The organism is Sinorhizobium sp. BG8 (assembly GCF_016864555.1).
GTDB lineage: Bacteria > Pseudomonadota > Alphaproteobacteria > Rhizobiales > Rhizobiaceae > BG8.
The window spans coordinates 3180007-3199392 of sequence record NZ_CP044011.1 but is presented as its reverse complement, the minus strand read 5'-3'; the positions used below and the strand labels follow the sequence as shown (position 1 = coordinate 3199392).

Below are 19386 nucleotides of genomic sequence, written 5' to 3'. Positions count from 1 at the left end.
GCAGAGCCCTGTCCGCTAGAAGACAGCCGCCGAGCGAACCGCTTGCCCGCGAAAGGACCAACCACGGCCCTTCGCGGCATTCCTGCGTTTGCATCGCGCCACCTCGGGTATGACGTCACATATGGACGCCGGGGAACTTCATGTCTTTCATCGACCGCCTACTGCAGCGCCGACGTATCGTCACCAAGGTGCTGCTCTTCGTCATTCCGCTCGTCGTGCTGATCGCCGGCATCGGGCTTGTCGGATACTTCACCGCCAGAACGCTTAACGGTCACATGACCGTCACCCGCGAAACGATCAACAGCCTCTCCGATTTCCAGCGCCTGAGGACGAGCCTGCAGGACTTCATCGACGCGCCCGACAATTCGCGGCGCGCGGCCCTGACGATGCATATCGACGAGCAAGCGGCGGGGATCGCAACGCTCAACGGCCTTCTGGGGGATCAGGCCGACAAGGACAAGATCGCGCCCGTGGTGCTGCTCTCGGAGACGATGCGGGGCCAGGTCGATACGCTCTGGGCGATCAACGCCGAGCGCGACCAGGTGACGGCCTCGCTCGAGCAGGCGCTGGCCCAGATGGCGGCCGACGGCGAGTTTGCAGAAAAGCAGATCGGCGTCATCCGCTCTGAATCGGGCGAGAAGGAACAATTCGCCAAGACACTGCTCTTCGATGCCGCGGCCTACCAGGGGCTCGCCGAGCGCATCGGCAAGTTCCGCAAGCCGGTGGCACTTGCCGTCAAGCCAGAGGACAAGATCAAGGCGACGGAAACCTATCTTCCCCATCTTCTGAAGCAGCTTGCGCAATCGGATGCCATTGCCTCCGAGAAGACGCGCCAGCAGTTCGAGGGACTGAAAGCCGAGATCGCCAAGGTGGAGGCGATCGTCGCCAGCAACGACGACCTGGAAACCAAGAAGAGCCAGTTCATGCCGGTTCTGAGCAAGCTCGCGAAATACGAGGCCGACTTCCTGAAGGAAGCAGGCAAGAACTCCGACACCGCCGCCAAGCGGTTCGTCGTCATGGACGGCGAGATTGCGCTTCTGAAGAACCTGATTGCATTGATGGGCGACACCTTCAATGAGATCGACAACGCCCGGCTCCACATCAGCGAGCTGCACCGCAAACTTGATCCGGAGAGCCGTGACCTGGTGCTTTCGGACCTGAAGGCGGTCGCCGCGAGCTCAGCCGAACTCTCGAAGCTCGGCGCGAAAAATGCAGCGCTCCGGGACCTTTCGACGACGCTTTCGCCGTCGCTGGCTGCCATCGAGAAGGAAACGCAGGATCTCCTGTCGGTCAGCACGAAGTGGCAGGCAAGCACGGCGGAGGCACGTTCGTATGTTACCGACGCCAGCCAGACGCTTGAACGCTTCGTCAGCAGCGCACAGGAAGCCGGCAAGAAGGACAGCCAGCGCTCCGCCGACGTATCGATCATCGCGATGGTCGCCGGAACGATCCTCGCGATCATCGGCGGTCTCATGCTGGTGGAAACGCTGAGGGCTCCGCTGAAGCGGATCACGGAAACCATGTCCAGGCTCGCCGGCGGCGAGCTCGACATCGTGATCGAGGGACGCAACCGCGGGGACGAGATCGGAGACATGGTCCGATCGGTGGCGGTCTTCCGCGATGCGGCGGTCGAGAACGTGCGGCTCGAACGGGAGGCCGAGGCGCAACGCATGCTGTCGGCCGAGGAGCAGGAGCGTCGGGCGGCCGAACAGGCCCGCATCGAGGCCGAACAGATGGAGGCGCTCAACGCGCTGTCGGGCGTGCTCGGCAAACTTGCCGAGGGTGACCTCGAGGAAAGCATGACGGAAGCGCTTGCCGCCGAGTACGTGGTGATGGCGCGGACCTACAACAACGCCGTCGAGGCTCTCCGGGCGACCCTTTCCGACGTCCGCGCGACCACGCTCGAAATCAGCGGCGGGGCCGGCAATCTCGCCGCATCGGCCGACGATCTCGCCCAGCGCACCGAGCAGCAGGCCTCGGCGCTCGAGGAAAGTTCGCGGGCACTCCGCCAGCTGACCGACATCGTCCGTTCGACGTCGGAGAACGCCCAGAAGACGGCGGTTTCCGTCGAAGAGGCTCACAGCTACGCCCAGCGCTCGGAGCAGGTGGTTGCAAAGGCTGTGGACGCAATGGCGGCGATCAACCGTTCGTCGGAGAAGATCAACACCATCATCGGTGTCATCGACGAGATCGCCTTCCAGACGAACCTTCTCGCCCTCAACGCCGGTGTCGAGGCGGCGCGCGCAGGGGAGGCCGGCCGCGGCTTCGCAGTGGTGGCACAGGAAGTGCGCGAGCTTGCCCAGCGATGCGCGGGCGCCGCCCGCGAGATCAAGGGGCTGATCTCGGACAGTTCCAGCCAGGTACGCAACGGCGTTTCGCTGGTGACCGAGACGGGCGAGGCCCTGACGGTGATCAACAGCCACATTTCCTCGATCCACCAGCTGGTGAGCACGATCGAGGCCTCCGCGGTCGCGCAGTACGAGGGATTGAACGAGGTCAACAGGGCCGTGAACGAGGTCGAGCTGATCACGCAGAAGAACGCGACGATGGTCGAGGAGAACACAGCCGAGATCCACGGCCTTCGCCACCGGGTCGGTGTCCTCAACCAGAAGATCGACCACTTCAAGACCCGCGAGTTTGCGCGGTCCGCCGACCAAGGGTCGGGTCGCAACTACGCGGCCTGAACCGTAAGCCTGAAGCTACCAGACAGAAACGGCCGGGTTTCCCGGCCGTTTTCATTATCTCCTGGTGCGACCGGTCAGCCGCCGGTTACGCTCATGTGACGTGAGACGGCGGGCCGGTTGTTGCGGCCGATGATGAAATCGTGCCCCTTGGGCTTGCGGGTGATCGCTTCGTCGATGGCACGCGAAAGAAGCGCGTCGTCGTCGGAGGCGCGCAGAGGCGCCCGGAGATCGGCGGCGTCCTCCTGGCCGAGGCACATGTAGAGCGTGCCGGTGCAGGTGAGGCGGACGCGATTGCAGCTCTCGCAGAAATTATGCGTCATCGGCGTGATGAAGCCGAGCCTGCCGCCCGTTTCGGCAACCGTGACATAACGGGCCGGGCCACCGGTGCGGTAGGCGTTGTCCACGAGCGTGAATTCAGAGGAGAGACGCTCTCGCATTTCCGAGAGCGGCATGTAGCGGTCGGTGCGATCTTCCTCGATCTCGCCCATGGGCATGGTCTCGATGAGGGTCAGGTCCATGCCGCGACCATGCGCCCAGCGGATCATCTCCGGAACTTCGTGATCGTTGAAGTCCTTGAGCGCCACGGCATTCAGCTTGACCTTGATGCCCGCGGCCTGGGCGGCATCGATGCCCTCCATCACCTTGCCGATGTCGCCCCACCTTGTGATGGTGCGGAACTTGTCGGGGTCGAGGGTGTCGAGCGAGACGTTGATGCGCCGGACACCGCAGTCCGCAAGCTCGGCGGCGTGTTTGGCGAGCTGCGAGCCATTCGTCGTCAGCGTCAGCTCGTCCAGCCGCCCGGCCTCGACGTGGCGGCCGAGGGCGCGCACGAGGAACATGATGTTCTTGCGCACAAGAGGTTCGCCGCCCGTCAACCGAAGCTTACGGACACCCTTGGCAATGAAGGCGGAACAGAGCCGATCGAGCTCTTCCAGCGTCAACAGGTCCTTCTTCGGCAGGAAGGTCATGTTCTCGGCCATGCAATAGGTGCAGCGGAAGTCGCAGCGGTCCGTGACGGAGACGCGCAGATAGGTGACCGCACGACCGAAAGGATCGATCATGGGGTGATCGGAGGCGGTGAGTGCCTGAGCGTCAGATGTCGGACCGGGGCGCGTGTTCACGTAATAATCTCCACTGGCCCGGAATGTCGGATGCAAGTCACGCGACGTCAAGGCCATGGCGCCATTATCGCACCAAATCCGCACCTGCGCATGCCCTCTGACGATCAATGGAAAAGGCTCTCCGCCATCCGGCCGCTTCGTCCGGGGAGGGCGTGCAAAAGGCGTTCCCGTTTCGGGACTTATGGAGTAGTCGTAGCGCGATGCAGTGCAAACGGCTGCAAAGCAAGGAGATTGGATCATGACCGACGCCTGGCCCACGGAACTTCGGGTATCAAAGGACCGCCAGCGGCTTTCGGTGACCTTCAACGACGGCAAGCGCTACGACCTGTCCGCCGAGCTTCTGCGGGTGCTCTCGCCGTCTGCGGAAGTGCAGGGGCACGGGCCCGGACAGGCGGTAACCGTCCCGGGGAAACGTAACGTCGCCATCATCTCCATGACGCCGACGGGCAACTATGCGGTCAGAATTGGTTTCGACGATTTTCACGATACCGGCATCTACACCTGGACCTACCTGAAGGAACTCGGGGAAAAGGGCAGTGAACTCTTCGCGAAATACGAGGCGGAGCTTGCAGAGAAGGGCATGAGCCGCGACAAGTCGGAAAAACCTCGCTAAATCCGAATGATCAGCGCGAACCGGAGGACGACCCTTGGCTCTCGAAGAGAACGCACATGATCTGACCCAGGTGGTCGTGCTGCTGACGGCCGGTGTCGTCGCCGTGCCCCTCTTCAAGCGGGCGGGCCTCGGCTCGGTGCTCGGCTACATCGCCGCGGGGCTTGCGATCGGGCCGTTCGGGCTCGGCTTCTTCACCGACCCGAAGGCGATCCTCCACGTGGCCGAACTCGGCGTGGTGATGTTCCTGTTCATCATCGGGCTGGAGATGCAGCCCACCAAGCTGTGGAGCATGCGGAAGGATATCTTCGGCGTGGGCGCGACGCAGGTTCTTGCCTGTATTGCCGGGCTGACGGCGGTCGGCGTCGCTTTCGGCTTTCCGTTGGTTCCCTCCTTTGTCGCCGGGACCGGCTTCGTGCTCACCTCGACTGCGATCGTGATGCAGATGCTGGAGGAGCGAGGCGATATCTCGACACTGAAGGGGCAACGCATCATCGCGATCCTGCTCTTCGAGGATCTCGCGATCGTGCCGTTGCTCGCGATCGTCGCGCTGCTCGGCACAGGCGGAGCCGAAACGACCGTTGCCGACCGCTGGGCTTCGGTGGGCATCGCGATCGCGGCGCTCGGCGCGCTCATCGTCGCGGGGCGCTACCTGCTCAACCCGCTGTTTCTCATTCTCGCCCGGTCGAATGCGCGTGAAGTGATGACGGCTGCGGCGCTGCTGGTCGTCCTGGGGGCGGCGCTCGCCATGGAGATGAGCGGCCTCTCGATGGCGATGGGCGCCTTTCTCGCCGGCGTCCTCCTCTCTGAATCTTCCTTCCGCCATCAGCTCGAGGCCGATATCGAGCCGTTCCGCGGCATATTGCTCGGGCTTTTCTTCCTTGGCGCGGGCATGGCGCTCGACCTCGCCGTCATCGCCGAGAACTGGCACCTCGTCGCCATCAGCGTCGTCACGTACATGTGCGTGAAGGGCGCGCTTATCTACGGCGTCGCCCGCCTGCTCGGCACCTGCCACAACGAGAGCCTCGAGCGGGCGGTGCTGATGGCGCAGGGCGGCGAGTTCGCCTTCGTGCTCTATGCCGCTGCCGTCTCTGCAGGTCTGATCGAGGCAGAAACCAACGCCATACTGACTGCAACCATCATCATCTCGATGATCCTGACGCCGGTTGCGACCTTCCTGCATTCTCGCTTCGCCTCGAAGAAGGTGCCGGAAGTCGACGACCTGGAGTTGCCGGAGAACGTCGAGGGCACGGTGCTGATGATCGGCTTCGGACGTTTCGGCCAGATCGTCAGCCAGCCGCTGCTTGCGCGCGGCTATACGCTCTCGCTTATCGACAGGGACGCGGAGTTCGTGCGCGATGCATCCGAGTTCGGCTTCAAGGTCTACTACGGCGATGGTTCGCGCATCGAGATCCTGCATGCCGCGGGGGCGGCGACCGCCAAGGCGATTCTCATCTGCATCGACGACCGGCCTGCGGCGATCAAGATCGCCGAAATCGTCAAGCACGAATTCCCGCTCGTTCCGGTACTCGCCCGGGCCTTTGACCGCGGTCACGCCATCGACCTTCTCAAGACGGGGGTCGACTACCAGATCCGTGAAACCTTCGAATCGGCCCTGACGTTCGGGGAAAGGGCCCTGCATTTCCTCGGCGAGGATCTCGAAACGGCAGCCCGCGTGGTGGAGGAGTTCCGCGACCTGGACGACGAACGGTTCGCGCTGGAGATCGTCGGCGGTATCTATGCAGGGCGCCAGCTTATCCGGGGCATCGCCCAGCCGGCCGACATCGTGGCCGCCAGGACCGGCCGCAAGCGCGCCGAAGAGGAGGAGCGCGATCACGCCGACGAGGCGGAGGCGGAATGATCCCCGCGCCAGCGGCAAGGAAGCAGGAACTGTAGCGACGGCGGCGCAGGCACGACCGTGTACTTTTCGTCACGCGGCTGTCATGCAACGATGCGATGCGCATCGGCCTAGAGCGCGTTGCGGTTAATCAGCCTGATTCTGCTGGTCCAAACCGGGATGATCCGCCTGAAGAGGGGAGAAGGTCGTAGCCCTAGCTACGGCCAAACCCTTCGACGCCGCGGGCGCCCGGTTTCGACCAACCCTTCAAGCCGGATGAATTTGCGCCATTCTCGTCGGCTTTTGGCACAAATTCATCTAGCAGAATAAGGCTGACTAGCCGCAACGCGCTCTAGCTGCAATCACCCTCCGGAGAACAACATGACCGTCATCACGTCCGTCGAACAGCTGAATGCGCTCTATGGGGAGCCCGGCGAAGCCTCGCTCGTCAAGGTCACGAACACCCTTCTTCCGGAGTACCGGGCGATGATCGAGGCCTCGCCGTTCATGGCGCTGGCGACGGTCGGACCGGAGGGCCTCGACTGCTCGCCGCGGGGCGATGCGGATCGGGTGATCCACATCGAGGACGACCGCACGCTCATGCTGCCCGACTGGCGCGGCAACAACCGCGTCGATTCGCTTAGCAACATCGTTCGCGATCCGCGAGTAGGGCTCATGTTCCTCATCCCGGGATCCAACACGACCATGCGGATCAACGGGAAGGCGGTGGTCCGCATAGACGAGGCACTGACGAAGCGTTTCGAGATGGATGGCCGGCACCCGCGGTCGGTGGTCGTCATCACGATCGAGGAGGTCTACTCGCAGTGCGCCCGCGCCGTGCTGCGTGCGGATCTGTGGAATCCGGAAAAATTCAGGAATACGGATTGCCTGCCGACCGTCGGCCAGATGCTCGCTTCGGCAAAGGCCGGTTTCGACGGAGAGGCCTACGACCGCGAATGGCCGGGCCGGGCCGCCAAGACGATGTGGTAAACGACGGCGCCCGGCGAGTGCCGGGCGCGACTTGTATTTCCAGGACCGATTGGAAGGGACGGCGAAGCCGGAGCGTGATCGCCGTCCTCGGGAGATCGGGTCAGTCCCGCACGATGACTTTCGTGCCGACCGTAACCTGGGCATAGAGGTGCTCGACATCCTCGTTGGCCATGCGGATGCAGCCGGACGACATGGCCTTGCCGAGCGATGAAGGCTGGTTGGTGCCGTGGATGCGGTAGATGGTTGAGCCGAGGTACATGGCGCGGGATCCAAGAGGATTGTCGATGCCGCCCTTCATGGTCACCGGCAGGTTATGCCCCTTCTTGGCTTCGCGAGCGCGCATTTCCTCCGGCGGGTTCCAGGTCGGCCACTCAGCCTTGCGGCTGACCGTGTTGGACCCGGTCCAGATGAAGCCCTCGCGGCCGACGCTGACGGCGTATTTCATGGCGATGCCGTTGCCGAGTACGTGGTAAAGACGGCGCTCCGAGTTCACGACGATGATGGTGCCCGGCGCGACGCGCTCCTTGAATGCGACAAGTTCGCGGGCGATCGGCGCGGTGCTGACGGATTTCTTGCCGCGCTTCGCAGGCTTTCCTTCGGACAGGACCTGCAGCCAGCCCGTCTTCGACGTGCTCGACGACACCGAGGCGACGGTGATGTTGTCGACCTGCGGCTGCTTCTGGCCTGCTTGTGCAATGCCGGTAGTCAGAACGAGCGTTGCGACGACGGCGGCAACGAGCTTCTTCATTTTCGGTCTCCCCGTTTGTCGGGCGCCGGCTTGTGGCGGGGCCCGGTTCGTTTGATTTTCTTCGGACGAGGCGCGTTCACGCGGACGTCCCGGATGTTCTGGGCCGGGCTGAGTTCTGCGGCGCTGTGTCCGTCTGCATGGAAGGGTTGTAGAAGACGGCGAACCGCAACGCTGTTCCGTCGGGAACAAGCCTGCGGTGCCGGAAGGACGGCGCCGCGAAGCGACGTCCATGTTCATGCTGTGGTGGGGGTGGGGAGAGAGTTAAGTTGTGGAGAGGCTATCTGCGATAGATCAGCCAGTTCTTGCTGATATCCTTCTTCATGCCTTCCTCGAAGGGCACCGTGCGGTTGCGCCCTCCATTCTTCGCGCAGTACAGCGCAATATCCGCCTTGCTGTAGAGCTCGCCGGGGCCATCGGCTTCGGAAGCCATGCACAGGCCAAGTGAAATCGTGACCGGGCCATAGTTGACGCCGGTCTTGGAGTTCTTGAACGGCGTGTGCTCGAGGGCGACCCGGACCCTCTCGCAGATCATGATGGCCTCTTCGACCGTGTTGCCCTCGATGAGGAGCGCGAACTCCTCGCCACCCGTGCGGGCGAGGAAAATGTCCTTGCGCACGTTCGAGCGGATGACGCTGCCGACGGAGGCGAGGATCTTGTCGCCGACCGGATGGCCGTAGGTGTCGTTGATCTTCTTGAAATGGTCGATATCGGCCAGCACGAGCGCCGTGAGGTTCCGCCCCATCGTGTCGCTGTAGACGGTGGAGAGCTTGTCGTCGAAGGCGCGACGGTTGGACAGCTGGGTGAGCGAGTCCGTGTTGGCGATGCGTTTGTATTCGTCCAGCTCACGCCGGACCACGTCCATCTCGATCGATTTCTGGACGACGTTCTCGACCATCTCCTTGCCCTGGCTGATGGTGTCGCCGGTGGCTTCGGTCAGGATGCCGATTGCACTCTGGATGATCTCCGAGCTCGATGCGTGCTTGTTGCTGATCCGGGCGAAAGTCTCTCCGAGCAGCCTGTTGTAGCTCTCGAGCGAGGTCTGCTCCTGTCGCAGGATGCGAAGCAGGCCATCCAGCTGCGTCACAAGTTTCGAATGCGCGCCATCGATGGCCTGGGTGCGGTGGTGGTGGCCGAAATACTGGCTGCCGATCGCGTCGAGCTCCTCCTGGGAGGCCTTGCTGCCGAGCGCGGCGAGTTCACGGGTAAGTTTGGGGTTGGAGCCGATATAGGCTTCGTAGAAGAGCTCGTAGTTCCGCGGGATGGGGGAGACACCCATAATGCGCATCGCGTAGCTCACCTGTGCCGCGATATCGGGTACCTGCACCCTCTGCGCACCAGCCGTGTTCATCCGTCGCTCCTGATCCGAACGCTTGTTCCCCTTGGCTAAAATTATCGGCAAAAGATTTGGGAAGAATTAACACATCGTCGGAAAACGTCCTCCGGAAATTAAAAATGCCGCAAAAACAGACGTTTTGCGGCATCTTTTCAAAAGGAGAGTATGAGTGCCGCGTCAGCCGGGCATGATCATCTTCTCGGGGCGGACCACTTCGTCGAACTCCTCGTTCGTCACGTAGCCGCCACCCACTGCCTCCTCGCGCAACGTGGTGCCGTTCTTGTGCGCGGTCTTGGCGATCTTGGCAGCGTTGTCGTAGCCGATCTTCGGAGCCAAAGCGGTGACGAGCATCAGCGAGCGCTCGAGAGCGGCCTTGATGTTGTCCTCGCGGGCTTCGATGCCAACCACGCAATTGTCCGTGAACGAGACGCTAGCGTCGGCAAGCAGCTGGACCGACTGAAGGAAGTTGTAGGCCATCAGCGGATTGTAGACGTTGAGCTCGAAATGACCCTGGCTGCCGGCGAAGGTGAGGGAGGTGTTGTTGCCGAACACCTGGATGCAGACCTGCGTCAGCGCCTCGCACTGGGTCGGATTGACCTTGCCGGGCATGATCGACGAGCCGGGCTCGTTCTCGGGGAGCGACAGCTCGCCGAGGCCGGAGCGGGGGCCCGAGCCGAGGAGGCGTATGTCGTTTGCGATCTTGAAGAGGGCTGCTGCCGCCGAGTTGATCGCGCCGTGCGCGAAGACCATGGAATCGTGGGCTGCGAGTGCCTCGAACTTGTTCGGCGCGGTCTTGAATTCCATGCCGGTGATGTTCGAGATTTCCTCGGCTACCTTCTCGGCAAAGCCGACCGGCGCATTGAGGCCGGTACCGACGGCGGTGCCGCCCTGGGCGAGTTCGCAGAGGCCGGGCAGCGTCATCTCGATGCGCTTGATGGACGAGGCGAGCTGCGCGGAATAGCCCGAGAACTCCTGTCCGAGCGTCAGCGGGGTCGCATCCTGGGTGTGCGTGCGGCCGATCTTGATGATGTGGTCGAACTCCTTGACCTTCACCTCGAGGGCTGCATGCAGGTGCTTCAGCGAGGGCAGCAGGTGATGGACGATCCGCTCGGCGCAGGCGATATGCATGGCCGTCGGATAGGTGTCGTTCGACGACTGGCTCATGTTGACGTGATCGTTCGGATGCACGGGCTTCTTGGAGCCCATCACGCCGCCGAGCATTTCAATCGCCCGGTTGGAGATGACCTCGTTGGCGTTCATGTTGGACTGGGTGCCGGAGCCCGTCTGCCAGACGACGAGCGGAAAGTGTTCGTCGAGCTTGCCGTCGATCACTTCCTGGGCGGCTGCGACGATCGTCTCGCCGACTTTCGGATCGAGGCGGCCGAGTGCCATATTGGCACGGGCGGCGGCCTGCTTGACGATGCCGAGTGCGCGGACGACCGACAGCGGCTGCTTTTCCCAACCGATCTTGAAATTGCCGAGAGAACGCTGTGCCTGGGCGCCCCAGTAGCGGCTGTTATCCACCTCGATGGGGCCGAAGGTATCTGTTTCCGTGCGCGTAGATGTCATGTGCTTTCCCGCTTTGCCCATGCGATAGCTTGTGCCGCACCGGTCGCATGGAGACGGAGCGGCCGGCGTCCGGTGCACAATGAGAATGCGCCGCGCGCCTGAAACCGGGCCTTTCTGTGGCCCAACTGGCGCCCGCTTGTAAAGTGCGGAAGTGGCGGGAGGCTATAGACTTCCGCCTAAAATCGATTAGCCCGCCATGGCGGACGTATCACGCCGGGCGGTATCGCGCGCCCGTTCCCGCACCTTCGCCGGCCGTGCGAATCCCTCCGGCGCGTGCCTCAAATCCAGACCGTCGGCACGCGCCTGGGCTGTCGTTTTTACAACACACCAGGTGGCAAATTTTGCTGGGCTACCGCGGCCTCAGCCTGGGCTGCAACCGCGCCGCGCGAAATTCACCGCGCAATTTCAAATTTTTAGCGCCTCCCAACCGTATCAGTGAGTAGGGTGCGGTTCACGCAATTTTGACGCGGGTCGGTGAGGTCGGGGGCATGGCGTTTCCTTTTCATTCACCATCCTTTCTTATAACTTACCGGCCTGCTGGTGCAGGCGCGACCAGAGAGCCGCAAGCCCTGCGGCTGTGCGGCGGAATGGGATTGCATTATGAAATTTATTAGAACTGCGGCGATGACCGCACTGGTGGTCTCTTGCGCCATGGCCACCCTGAACGCCAAGCCGGCCGAGGCGGCCGGTTTCACCCTGATGGACCTCTTGCGCGGCGGCAAGAAGAAGCAGCTGCCGCCGGCAGAAACGATGCCGGGTGTCAGGGGTGGTGCAATGTTCCCCTCCGAACAGGCGGAATCGAAGCCGTTGCCGAAGGTGACGGGCCCTCGCTACTACACGTACAAGGCGGACGCGCTGAAGCTCATCGCACTGGGCGGCCTGGCCGATCCGGTCGTGACGGGAGCCATCGCCAGCGTTGGGCAGACTTCGATCGCCGAAAGCCCGGAGACGGAAATACGCACCCACTTCGTCGAGGCGAACGTGAGCGCGCCAACCGACGCGGCAAAGGCCGTACAGGACTACTACGGGCGCAATCCACGGCTGATCTGGGTCACTGAAAGCGGCCTGACGGAACGCGCGCGCGCAGCGATCGGCGTGCTGGCGGATGCCGCTTCGGTCGGACTGGATCCGGCGGACTATGCGGTCGAACTGCCATCTGACAGTTATGACCCCGCGGACATGGCTTCGCGCTACAAGGCGCTCGCGACCTTCGAAATCCGTCTCTCGGCAGCCGTTGCCACCTATGTGCAGGACGCCGTGCGCGGCCGGATCGATCCGAACCGGATCTCGGGCTACCACGATTTCGCGCGCAAGAAAGTCAACCTGGGTGCAGTGCTCGACAATTCGTCGAGGAGCAATGATGTCGCGGCCTATCTGAAGAGCCGCTCGCCATCGAGCAGCCAGTTCCAGGCGCTGCAGGCCGAGTTGCAGAAGTTGCGGGCCGAGGCCGGAGAGTCCGAAAGGATCGTGATACCCGAAGGCACGCTGCTGAAGCCCGGCCAGAGCAATCCAGAGCTTGCCAATGTCGTCAAGGGCATCCTCAAGCATGGCTCCGAAACGTTGAAGGCAGAGCATTCGGCAACGATCGCCGCCTACCAGGGGACGCCGGACTACACGCCGGAGCTGGTCTCGCTGGTGGAGGCGTTCCAAAAGGAGCACGGGCTGAAGCCTGACGGTATCGTCGGCAAGGCCTCCATCCGTCTCCTGACCGGGGGCGACAGCACCGAGGCGAAGATCGCGAAGGTCGAGATCGCGATGGAACAGGCGCGCTGGCTGCCTGCTGATCTCGGCAGCCGCCATGTGTTCATCAACCAGCCTGCCTACACGGTCTACTACCACGACAACGGCGAGGAGAAGTTCTCGATGCCGGTCGTGGTCGGCTCGAAGTCGAACCAGACCTACTTCTTCCAGGACGAGATCCAGACCGTCGAGTTCAATCCCTACTGGGGCGTGCCGCAGTCGATCATCATCAACGAGATGCTGCCGAAGCTCAGGTCCGATCCGTCCTATCTCGACCGGATGGGCTATGAGGTCGAAATCGGCGGAAGAACGGTCTCCTCGTCCGCGGTCAACTGGTACGGCTCGACGAAATCGGTCGTCGTGCGCCAGCCGCCAAGCGACGATAATGCGCTGGGCGAACTGAAGATCCTGTTCCCGAACAGCCACGCGATCTACATGCACGACACGCCGTCCAAGAGCTTCTTCAAGCGCGACATGCGGGCGCTCAGCCACGGTTGCGTGCGGCTCAGCGATCCCAAGCGCATGGCGGCCGCCGTGCTCGGAACGAGCATCGACAAGGTGAACGCAGAGATTGCGCAGGGCCGCAACAAGGGCGTTTCCGTGCCGCAGCGGATCCCGATCTACATCTCCTACTTCACGGCCTGGCCGAACAAGGACGGAGTGGTGGAGTACTTCGACGACGTCTACGGACGCGACGACTACATGCGCAAGGCATTCGACGCCACGCGCTCGGCGCGGCACGCGCAGGGTTGACCTGAAGGCTCAGAGAACGAAGAAGGCGGCGCAAGCCGCCTTTTCATTTTACCGCAGCCGGCGTCTTCGCAAGCAGTTGCTCGACGAGAGCGGGGGTCAGCTGGTCGAAATGCGTGATCACCTGGGTCGGGCCCAGGGTCTCGATCGCGACATCCGAGTAGCCGAAGGGAACCCCGATCGACGGGACACCGGCATTGCGCGCTACCAGAACATCGTTGAGGCTGTCGCCGACCATGACGGTGCGCTCGGGATTGCCGCCTGCCAGCCGGACTGTCTCGAGAAGGTGGGCGGCGTCAGGCTTTCTGACAGTAAATGTGTCGCCGCCGGTGATCGCCGCGAAGCGGTCCCTCAGGCCAAGGCCATCGATCAGGCGCTTGGCGAGCATTTCCATCTTGTTGGTGCAGACGGCGAGCGCGTAGCCCGCCGAGGCGAGCCGGTCCATGGCTGCTGTCAGGCCCGGGTAGGGGACGGATGCGCCCGGCATTCCGGCTGCGTAGTGCTCGACAAAGGTCGCGAGCATCCGCTTCAGGTCCTCGGGAGAGAGTTTGCGCCCGCGCAGCAGGAAGGCCCGCTCGATCATCACCTGGCCGCCATGGCCTACCAGATAGGTCAGATCCGAGTAGCCCACCGGCTCCAGGCCATCGAGGCCGATAGTGTGGTTGAGGCTGGCAACGAGATCCGGTGCGGTGTCGACAAGGGTACCATCGAGATCGAATACGACGAGTGGAGCTGACACGCGAAACCTCTTGTAGTGGGGACGGCTTTGTTAACCACGTAAGGGAAGCGCTCCCGAATTGCAATCGCGCGGCGGGAAAACGGCCCGGTGCAAAAGCCGTGGAACGGCGATTTGGACTTTCGTTTGCGCGGGATGGCGTGTAAGTGTCTCACCGGAATTTTCGAGGAAAATCGTCAAGTGCGGCTATGCGCTGACGAGGACATATCGGGGAGCTGGTGGCGCATGGACGCCCGCGAAATGAAGATAAAGGCCGCCGAAGCGGCTCTCGCCCATGTCGATGACGGTATGCGGCTGGGGATCGGGACCGGTTCCACGGCCGAGGAGTTCGTTCGGCTCCTGGCGGAGAAAGTGGCAGCCGGCCTAAGGGTTCAAGGCGTGCCGACCTCCGAGAGGACGGCGAGGCTGTGCGTCGAACTCGGCGTTCCCCTGAAGTCGCTGGACGAGCTGCCGGAGCTGGATCTGACCATTGACGGGGCGGACGAGGTCGACGGCGAGCTTCGCCTGATCAAGGGCGGCGGCGGCGCGCTGCTTCGCGAAAAGATCGTCGCGGCAGCGTCGAAGACGATGATCGTCATTGCCGACGAGACCAAGGTCGTCGAAACGCTGGGTGCTTTCAAGCTGCCGATCGAGGTCAATCCATTCGGTCTCGTCGCCACCCGCATCGCCGTGGAAAAGGTCGCATCGCGGCTTGGTCTCAGCGGCGAAATCGCGGTGCGCAATTCGGGCGACGGCGCCTTCATGACGGATGGCGGGCATTACATTCTCGATGCATCTTTTGGCCGCATTCCTGATGCAGATGCGCTCGCCAACGCCTTGAACTATATACCCGGAGTCGTGGAGCACGGGCTTTTCATCAATCTGGCGTCGCTCGCCATCATTGCCGGTCCGGCGGGTGCGCGAACGCTTAAGTCGAAAAAACAGACAGGAGCATCGACCTCATGATCAAGTTTACTGGTTTCGGCCGGACCATCGCTTCGAGCCTCGTCGTGACGGCAGCGCTTCTGGGCGCCGCCCAGGCGCAGGAAGTCAGCGAGGAACAGGTTAAGGCCGCCCGCGCGACGATCGACGCGCTCGGCGTCACCGCCAACTTCGACAACATCCTGCCCTCGGTCGCCGAGCGACTGAAGGGGACGCTCATCCAGTCGTCGCCGAACTACGAGAGCGCGATTGCCTCGATCGTCGACGGCCAGGCGCTGGCTCTGGCCCCGCGCCGTGCCGACCTGGAGCGCGAAGCAGCGAACATCTATGCCAAGACGTTCACCACGGACGAGCTGAAGGCGATTGCCGAATTCTACAATTCGCCGGCCGGCAAGAAGCTCCTGAAGGACGGCCCGATCGCCGCCCGCGAGCTGATCAAGGCCGCCGATATCTGGGGCGCCGGGATCTCGCGCGATCTGGCCGTCGAGAGCGACAAGAAGCTCCAGGAACAGATCAAGGCTGAAGGCGGCGCGCAGCCAGCCGCGACCCAGCAGTAAGATATTCCTTATCGATGCAATGCCTTGAGCCCGGACACGTTCCGGGCTCTCGAATTTTGGGGATAGTGTTCCCATATCGGGATGAATCCCGTAAGGAATCCGCAAAACCATTCCCGTGCAATGACAGCAAAGCCTGGAGATACTCTCATGCCGCAGTTTGACTACGATCTCTTCGTGATCGGCGGCGGTTCAGGAGGCGTGCGAAGCGCACGGCTTGCATCTTCGCTTGGAAAGCGCGTCGCAATCGCGGAGGAGTTCCGTTACGGCGGTACCTGCGTGATCCGGGGATGCGTCCCGAAGAAGCTCTATGTCTACGCGTCGCAGTTCCACGAGCATTTCGAGGACGCCGCGGGCTTCGGCTGGCATGTCGGCGAGACCCGATTCGACTGGCGCAGCCTCGTCGAGGCCAAGGAGAAAGAGATCACCCGGCTGGAAGGTCTCTACCGCAAGGGTCTCGAGAACGCCGGCGTCGAACTGCTTTCGACCCGCGCCGTGCTGGTGGGCCCGAATTCGATCCGCCTGACGGCAACGGACAAGGTCGTGACCGCGGAGCGCATCGTGATTGCCGTCGGCGGGCATCCGACGCCGCATTCAGACCTTCCCGGACGTGACCTCTGCATCACCTCGAACGAAGCCTTCGACCTTCCCGAGCTTCCGAAGTCGATCCTGATCGCCGGCGGCGGCTATATTGCGGTCGAGTTCGCCAACATTTTCCACGGGCTCGGTGTCGAGACCACCTTGATCTATCGCGGCAAGGAGATCCTGTCGCGCTTCGACAACGACCTAAGGCGCGGCCTTCACGCAGCGATGGAAGCGAAGGGCATCCGGATTCTTTGCGAAGACCTGATGCAGTCGGTGAAACAAGCCGAGGATGGGCGTCGGGAGGTCTCCACGCGCAGCCATGGCACAATCCTTGTGGATCAGGTGATGCTGGCGCTCGGCCGCGTCCCGAACACGACCGGACTGGGACTGGAGGCCGCGGGCGTCGCCATCGACGAAAAGGGCGCGATCATCGTGGACGAATACTCCCGCACCAACGTGCCTGGCATCTTTGCGCTCGGCGACGTGACCGATCGCGTCCAGCTTACTCCCGTCGCCATCCATGAAGCGATGTGCTTCATCGAAACCGAATACAAGGGGCGCACGGTCTCCCCGGATCACGACCTCATCGCGACCGCGGTGTTCTCGCAGCCCGAAATCGGCACTGTTGGCATGACCGAGGAGGCGGCCGCAAAGCGCTTCGAGGAACTGGAGGTCTACCGCGCCGAGTTCCGACCGATGAAGGCCACGCTTTCCGGACGGGCGGAGAGGATGATCATGAAACTCGTCGTCAACGCCGCGGACCGAAAGGTCGTCGGTGCCCACGTGCTGGGACACGATGCCGGCGAGATGGCGCAGCTTCTCGGCATTTCGCTGAAGGCCGGAAGCACCAAGGATGATTTCGACCGCACGATGGCCGTTCACCCAACGGCCGCCGAGGAGCTGGTGACCATGTACCAGCCGAGCTACCGGATCAAAAACGGCGAGCGCATATAGAAGTCGCGCGGCGCGTCCGCGGATTTTGAGCGTTTTCCATTGTGCTGCGAGGGTTTCCTCAGGTTGGATCTGAGGGAGCTGTGACACCAGGCTGCTATCCTGATCACTTGTTCGTGCTTGTCAGCGCGTTCGAACGTTCCTGCCGGGAGTGCCCGGGGCTCGATAAAAACGTTCTCTCGGGAAGCTGGAAGAGCGGCTATGCAAGACCCATCTAACGGTTTATAAGCCCGCAACCACAAGAACGACGGGGCATCCGACATCATTCGGGTGCAGGACGACAGGTGAGTACGATGGCACAGAATTGGACTCCAAGCAGCTGGAGGCAGAAGCCGATCCAGCAGGTTCCGGACTACCCGGATCAGGAAGCGCTTTCCCAGACGGAAGAGCGTCTTGCGAAATTTCCTCCGCTCGTCTTCGCCGGCGAGGCACGGCGGCTGAAGAGCGCGCTTGCCAGCGTGTCGGAAGGCAAGGGATTCCTTCTTCAGGGCGGTGATTGCGCAGAGAGCTTTGCCGAGCACGGTGCGGATACGATCCGTGACTTCTTCCGTGCCTTCCTGCAGATGGCGGTCGTGCTGACGTTCGGCGCCCAGCAGCCGGTCGTCAAGGTCGGCCGCATCGCGGGCCAGTTCGCCAAGCCGCGCTCCTCCAACGTGGAGAAGCAGGGTGACGTGACGCTGCCTTCCTACCGCGGCGACATCATCAACGGCATCGAGTTCAACGAGGAGTCCCGGATTCCCAATCCGGAACGGCAGATCATGGCCTATCGCCAGTCGGCCGCGACGCTGAACCTGCTGCGCGCCTTCGCGATGGGTGGCTATGCCAACCTCGAGAACGTGCACCAGTGGATGCTCGGCTTCGTCAAGGATTCCCCGCAGGCCGAGCGCTACCGCAAGCTTGCCGACCGGATTTCCGAGACGATGGACTTCATGAAGGCCATCGGCATCAGCTCGGAAAACCATCCGAGCCTGCGCGAGACGGATTTCTTCACCAGCCACGAGGCGCTGCTGCTCGGCTACGAGCAGGCGCTGACGCGCGTGGATTCGACGTCCGGCGACTGGTACGCCACCTCCGGTCACATGATCTGGATCGGCGACCGCACGCGCCAGGCCGATCATGCGCACATCGAGTACTGCCGCGGCATCAAGAACCCGATCGGCCTCAAGTGCGGTCCTTCGCTGACCGGCGACGGCCTGCTCGAACTGATCGACTTGCTCAATCCGCAGAACGAGGCCGGACGCCTGACGCTGATCTGCCGCTTCGGCCACGACAAGGTTGCCGAAAACCTGCCGCGGCTGATCCGTGCCGTCGAGCGTGAAGGCAAGAAGGTCGTCTGGTCCTGCGATCCGATGCACGGCAACACGATCACGCTCAACAACTACAAGACCCGCCCCTTCGAGCGGATCCTGTCGGAAGTCGAAAGCTTCTTCCAGATCCACCGCGCCGAGGGCACGCATCCGGGCGGCATCCATATCGAGATGACCGGCAACGACGTGACAGAGTGCACGGGCGGTGCGCGGGCACTGTCCGGCGACGATCTCGCCGACCGGTACCACACGCACTGCGATCCGCGGCTCAACGCCGACCAGGCGCTCGAGCTTGCCTTCCTGCTCGCCGAGCGGATGAAGGGCGGACGTGACGAGAAGCGGCTGGTCGTCAACGGCTGATCGCGGATCACCCTCATCCGTTCAGCAGCGCTGATCGTGAGGTTGCACATTCTGAAATTGACAGAACCGGGCCGGCTGCCGAAGCTGGCCCGGTTTTTCTATGTCTGGAGATTGTGATGGAAGAAGTCCTCCACACCGGTCACTGCCTTTGCGGTGCTGTCCGTTTTCGCACGCGCGGGCCATTGCGCGAGGTCATCGCTTGCCATTGCAGCCAGTGCCGGCGGCAGACCGGTCACTTCTATGCGGCGACCAACGCCCGGGACGACCACCTGGAGGTGGAGGGAAGCGACAACGTGACATGGTACCGGGCAAGCGAGATGGCGGCGCGGGGCTTCTGCAAGACCTGTGGGTCAGCCCTGTTCTGGAAGGGCGATGGCAGCGACACCACCTCGATCATGGCTGGCGCTTTCGACAAGCCGACCGGTTTCGAGATCAGCCTCCATATCTACTGCGCCGACAAGGGCGACTACTACGATCTCGACGACGGGCTACCCCAGTACGAGGGAAACTATCGCTGACTGGGCCCGGCCACGTGCGCCGGACATGCAAGGAAGCGCGGTAGCCTGAAAGCAAAAGGGCCTCGCTATCCG

Annotated in this window: 15 protein-coding genes; 10 read left to right on the top strand and 5 right to left on the bottom strand. The window is 62.7% G+C overall.

Annotated elements, in window-relative coordinates; translation table 11 throughout:
- Positions 1 to 140: 140 nt before the first annotated feature.
- Complete coding sequence (locus F3Y30_RS15090; RefSeq protein WP_203423484.1) at positions 141 to 2684, top strand: methyl-accepting chemotaxis protein; 2544 nt, start codon at positions 141 to 143, stop codon at positions 2682 to 2684.
- Positions 2685 to 2758: 74 nt separating this feature from the next.
- On the opposite strand, the gene moaA is transcribed toward F3Y30_RS15090, so the two are convergent.
- Positions 2759 to 3745, bottom strand: coding sequence for a GTP 3',8-cyclase MoaA (moaA, locus tag F3Y30_RS15085; RefSeq protein WP_246752987.1), 987 nt, complete (start codon positions 3743 to 3745; stop codon positions 2759 to 2761).
- A gap of 298 nt (positions 3746 to 4043) precedes the next feature.
- Between moaA and F3Y30_RS15080 the strand changes: the two genes are divergently transcribed.
- The 3 genes from F3Y30_RS15080 to F3Y30_RS15070 all read left to right on the top strand — a co-directional run bounded on the left by F3Y30_RS15080 (position 4044) and on the right by F3Y30_RS15070 (position 7242).
- Positions 4044 to 4418, top strand: a complete 375-nt coding sequence (locus F3Y30_RS15080; RefSeq protein WP_203423482.1) for a DUF971 domain-containing protein — start codon at positions 4044 to 4046, stop codon at positions 4416 to 4418.
- A 34-nt stretch (positions 4419 to 4452) separates the two neighbouring features.
- Positions 4453 to 6276 (top strand): monovalent cation:proton antiporter-2 (CPA2) family protein, encoded by a 1824-nt coding sequence (locus F3Y30_RS15075; protein WP_203423481.1) that lies wholly within the window; start codon positions 4453 to 4455, stop codon positions 6274 to 6276.
- 357 nt (positions 6277 to 6633) lie between these two features.
- Complete coding sequence (locus F3Y30_RS15070; protein WP_203423480.1) at positions 6634 to 7242, top strand: pyridoxamine 5'-phosphate oxidase family protein; 609 nt, start codon at positions 6634 to 6636, stop codon at positions 7240 to 7242.
- Between the two features lie 100 nt (positions 7243 to 7342).
- Here the strand turns inward: F3Y30_RS15070 and F3Y30_RS15065 are convergent, their stop codons facing one another.
- The 3 genes from F3Y30_RS15065 to fumC form a co-directional block, all read right to left on the bottom strand.
- On the bottom strand, positions 7343 to 7990 hold the full coding sequence (locus F3Y30_RS15065) for a L,D-transpeptidase (RefSeq protein ID WP_203423478.1): 648 nt from the start codon (positions 7988 to 7990) through the stop codon (positions 7343 to 7345).
- Positions 7991 to 8267: 277 nt separating this feature from the next.
- Positions 8268 to 9338, bottom strand: a complete 1071-nt coding sequence (locus tag F3Y30_RS15060) for a GGDEF domain-containing protein (protein ID WP_203423477.1) — start codon at positions 9336 to 9338, stop codon at positions 8268 to 8270.
- Between the two features lie 162 nt (positions 9339 to 9500).
- The gene (fumC, locus tag F3Y30_RS15055) at positions 9501 to 10913 is read right to left on the bottom strand and encodes a class II fumarate hydratase (RefSeq protein ID WP_246752754.1); all 1413 of its coding nucleotides are present in this window, start codon (positions 10911 to 10913) and stop codon (positions 9501 to 9503) included.
- 579 nt (positions 10914 to 11492) lie between these two features.
- Here fumC and F3Y30_RS15050 point away from each other — a divergent pair.
- Positions 11493 to 13385, top strand: coding sequence for a murein L,D-transpeptidase (locus F3Y30_RS15050; protein ID WP_203423474.1), 1893 nt, complete (start codon positions 11493 to 11495; stop codon positions 13383 to 13385).
- A 43-nt stretch (positions 13386 to 13428) separates the two neighbouring features.
- On the opposite strand, the gene F3Y30_RS15045 is transcribed toward F3Y30_RS15050, so the two are convergent.
- Positions 13429 to 14121, bottom strand: coding sequence for an HAD family hydrolase (locus F3Y30_RS15045; protein WP_203423473.1), 693 nt, complete (start codon positions 14119 to 14121; stop codon positions 13429 to 13431).
- Positions 14122 to 14343: 222 nt separating this feature from the next.
- On the opposite strand from F3Y30_RS15045, the gene rpiA reads away from it, so the two are divergent.
- The 5 genes from rpiA (at position 14344) to F3Y30_RS15020 (ending at position 19314) form a co-directional block, all read left to right on the top strand.
- On the top strand, positions 14344 to 15063 hold the full coding sequence (rpiA, locus tag F3Y30_RS15040) for a ribose-5-phosphate isomerase RpiA (protein ID WP_203423471.1): 720 nt from the start codon (positions 14344 to 14346) through the stop codon (positions 15061 to 15063).
- Entirely contained in the window at positions 15060 to 15596 is a 537-nt protein-coding gene (locus F3Y30_RS15035; RefSeq protein WP_203423470.1) for a DUF2059 domain-containing protein, read from the top strand. Before rpiA ends, F3Y30_RS15035 begins: the two co-directional genes overlap by 4 nt.
- 147 nt (positions 15597 to 15743) lie before the next feature.
- Positions 15744 to 17132 carry a glutathione-disulfide reductase gene (gene gor / locus F3Y30_RS15030; protein WP_203423469.1) on the top strand — a complete coding sequence of 463 codons (1389 nt, stop codon included), beginning with the start codon at positions 15744 to 15746 and terminating at the stop codon, positions 17130 to 17132.
- A 290-nt stretch (positions 17133 to 17422) separates the two neighbouring features.
- The gene (locus F3Y30_RS15025; protein WP_203423468.1) at positions 17423 to 18796 is read left to right on the top strand and encodes a 3-deoxy-7-phosphoheptulonate synthase class II; all 1374 of its coding nucleotides are present in this window, start codon (positions 17423 to 17425) and stop codon (positions 18794 to 18796) included.
- A gap of 116 nt (positions 18797 to 18912) precedes the next feature.
- Positions 18913 to 19314, top strand: a complete 402-nt coding sequence (locus tag F3Y30_RS15020; protein ID WP_203423466.1) for a GFA family protein — start codon at positions 18913 to 18915, stop codon at positions 19312 to 19314.
- The last annotated feature ends 72 nt before the right edge of the window (positions 19315 to 19386 follow it).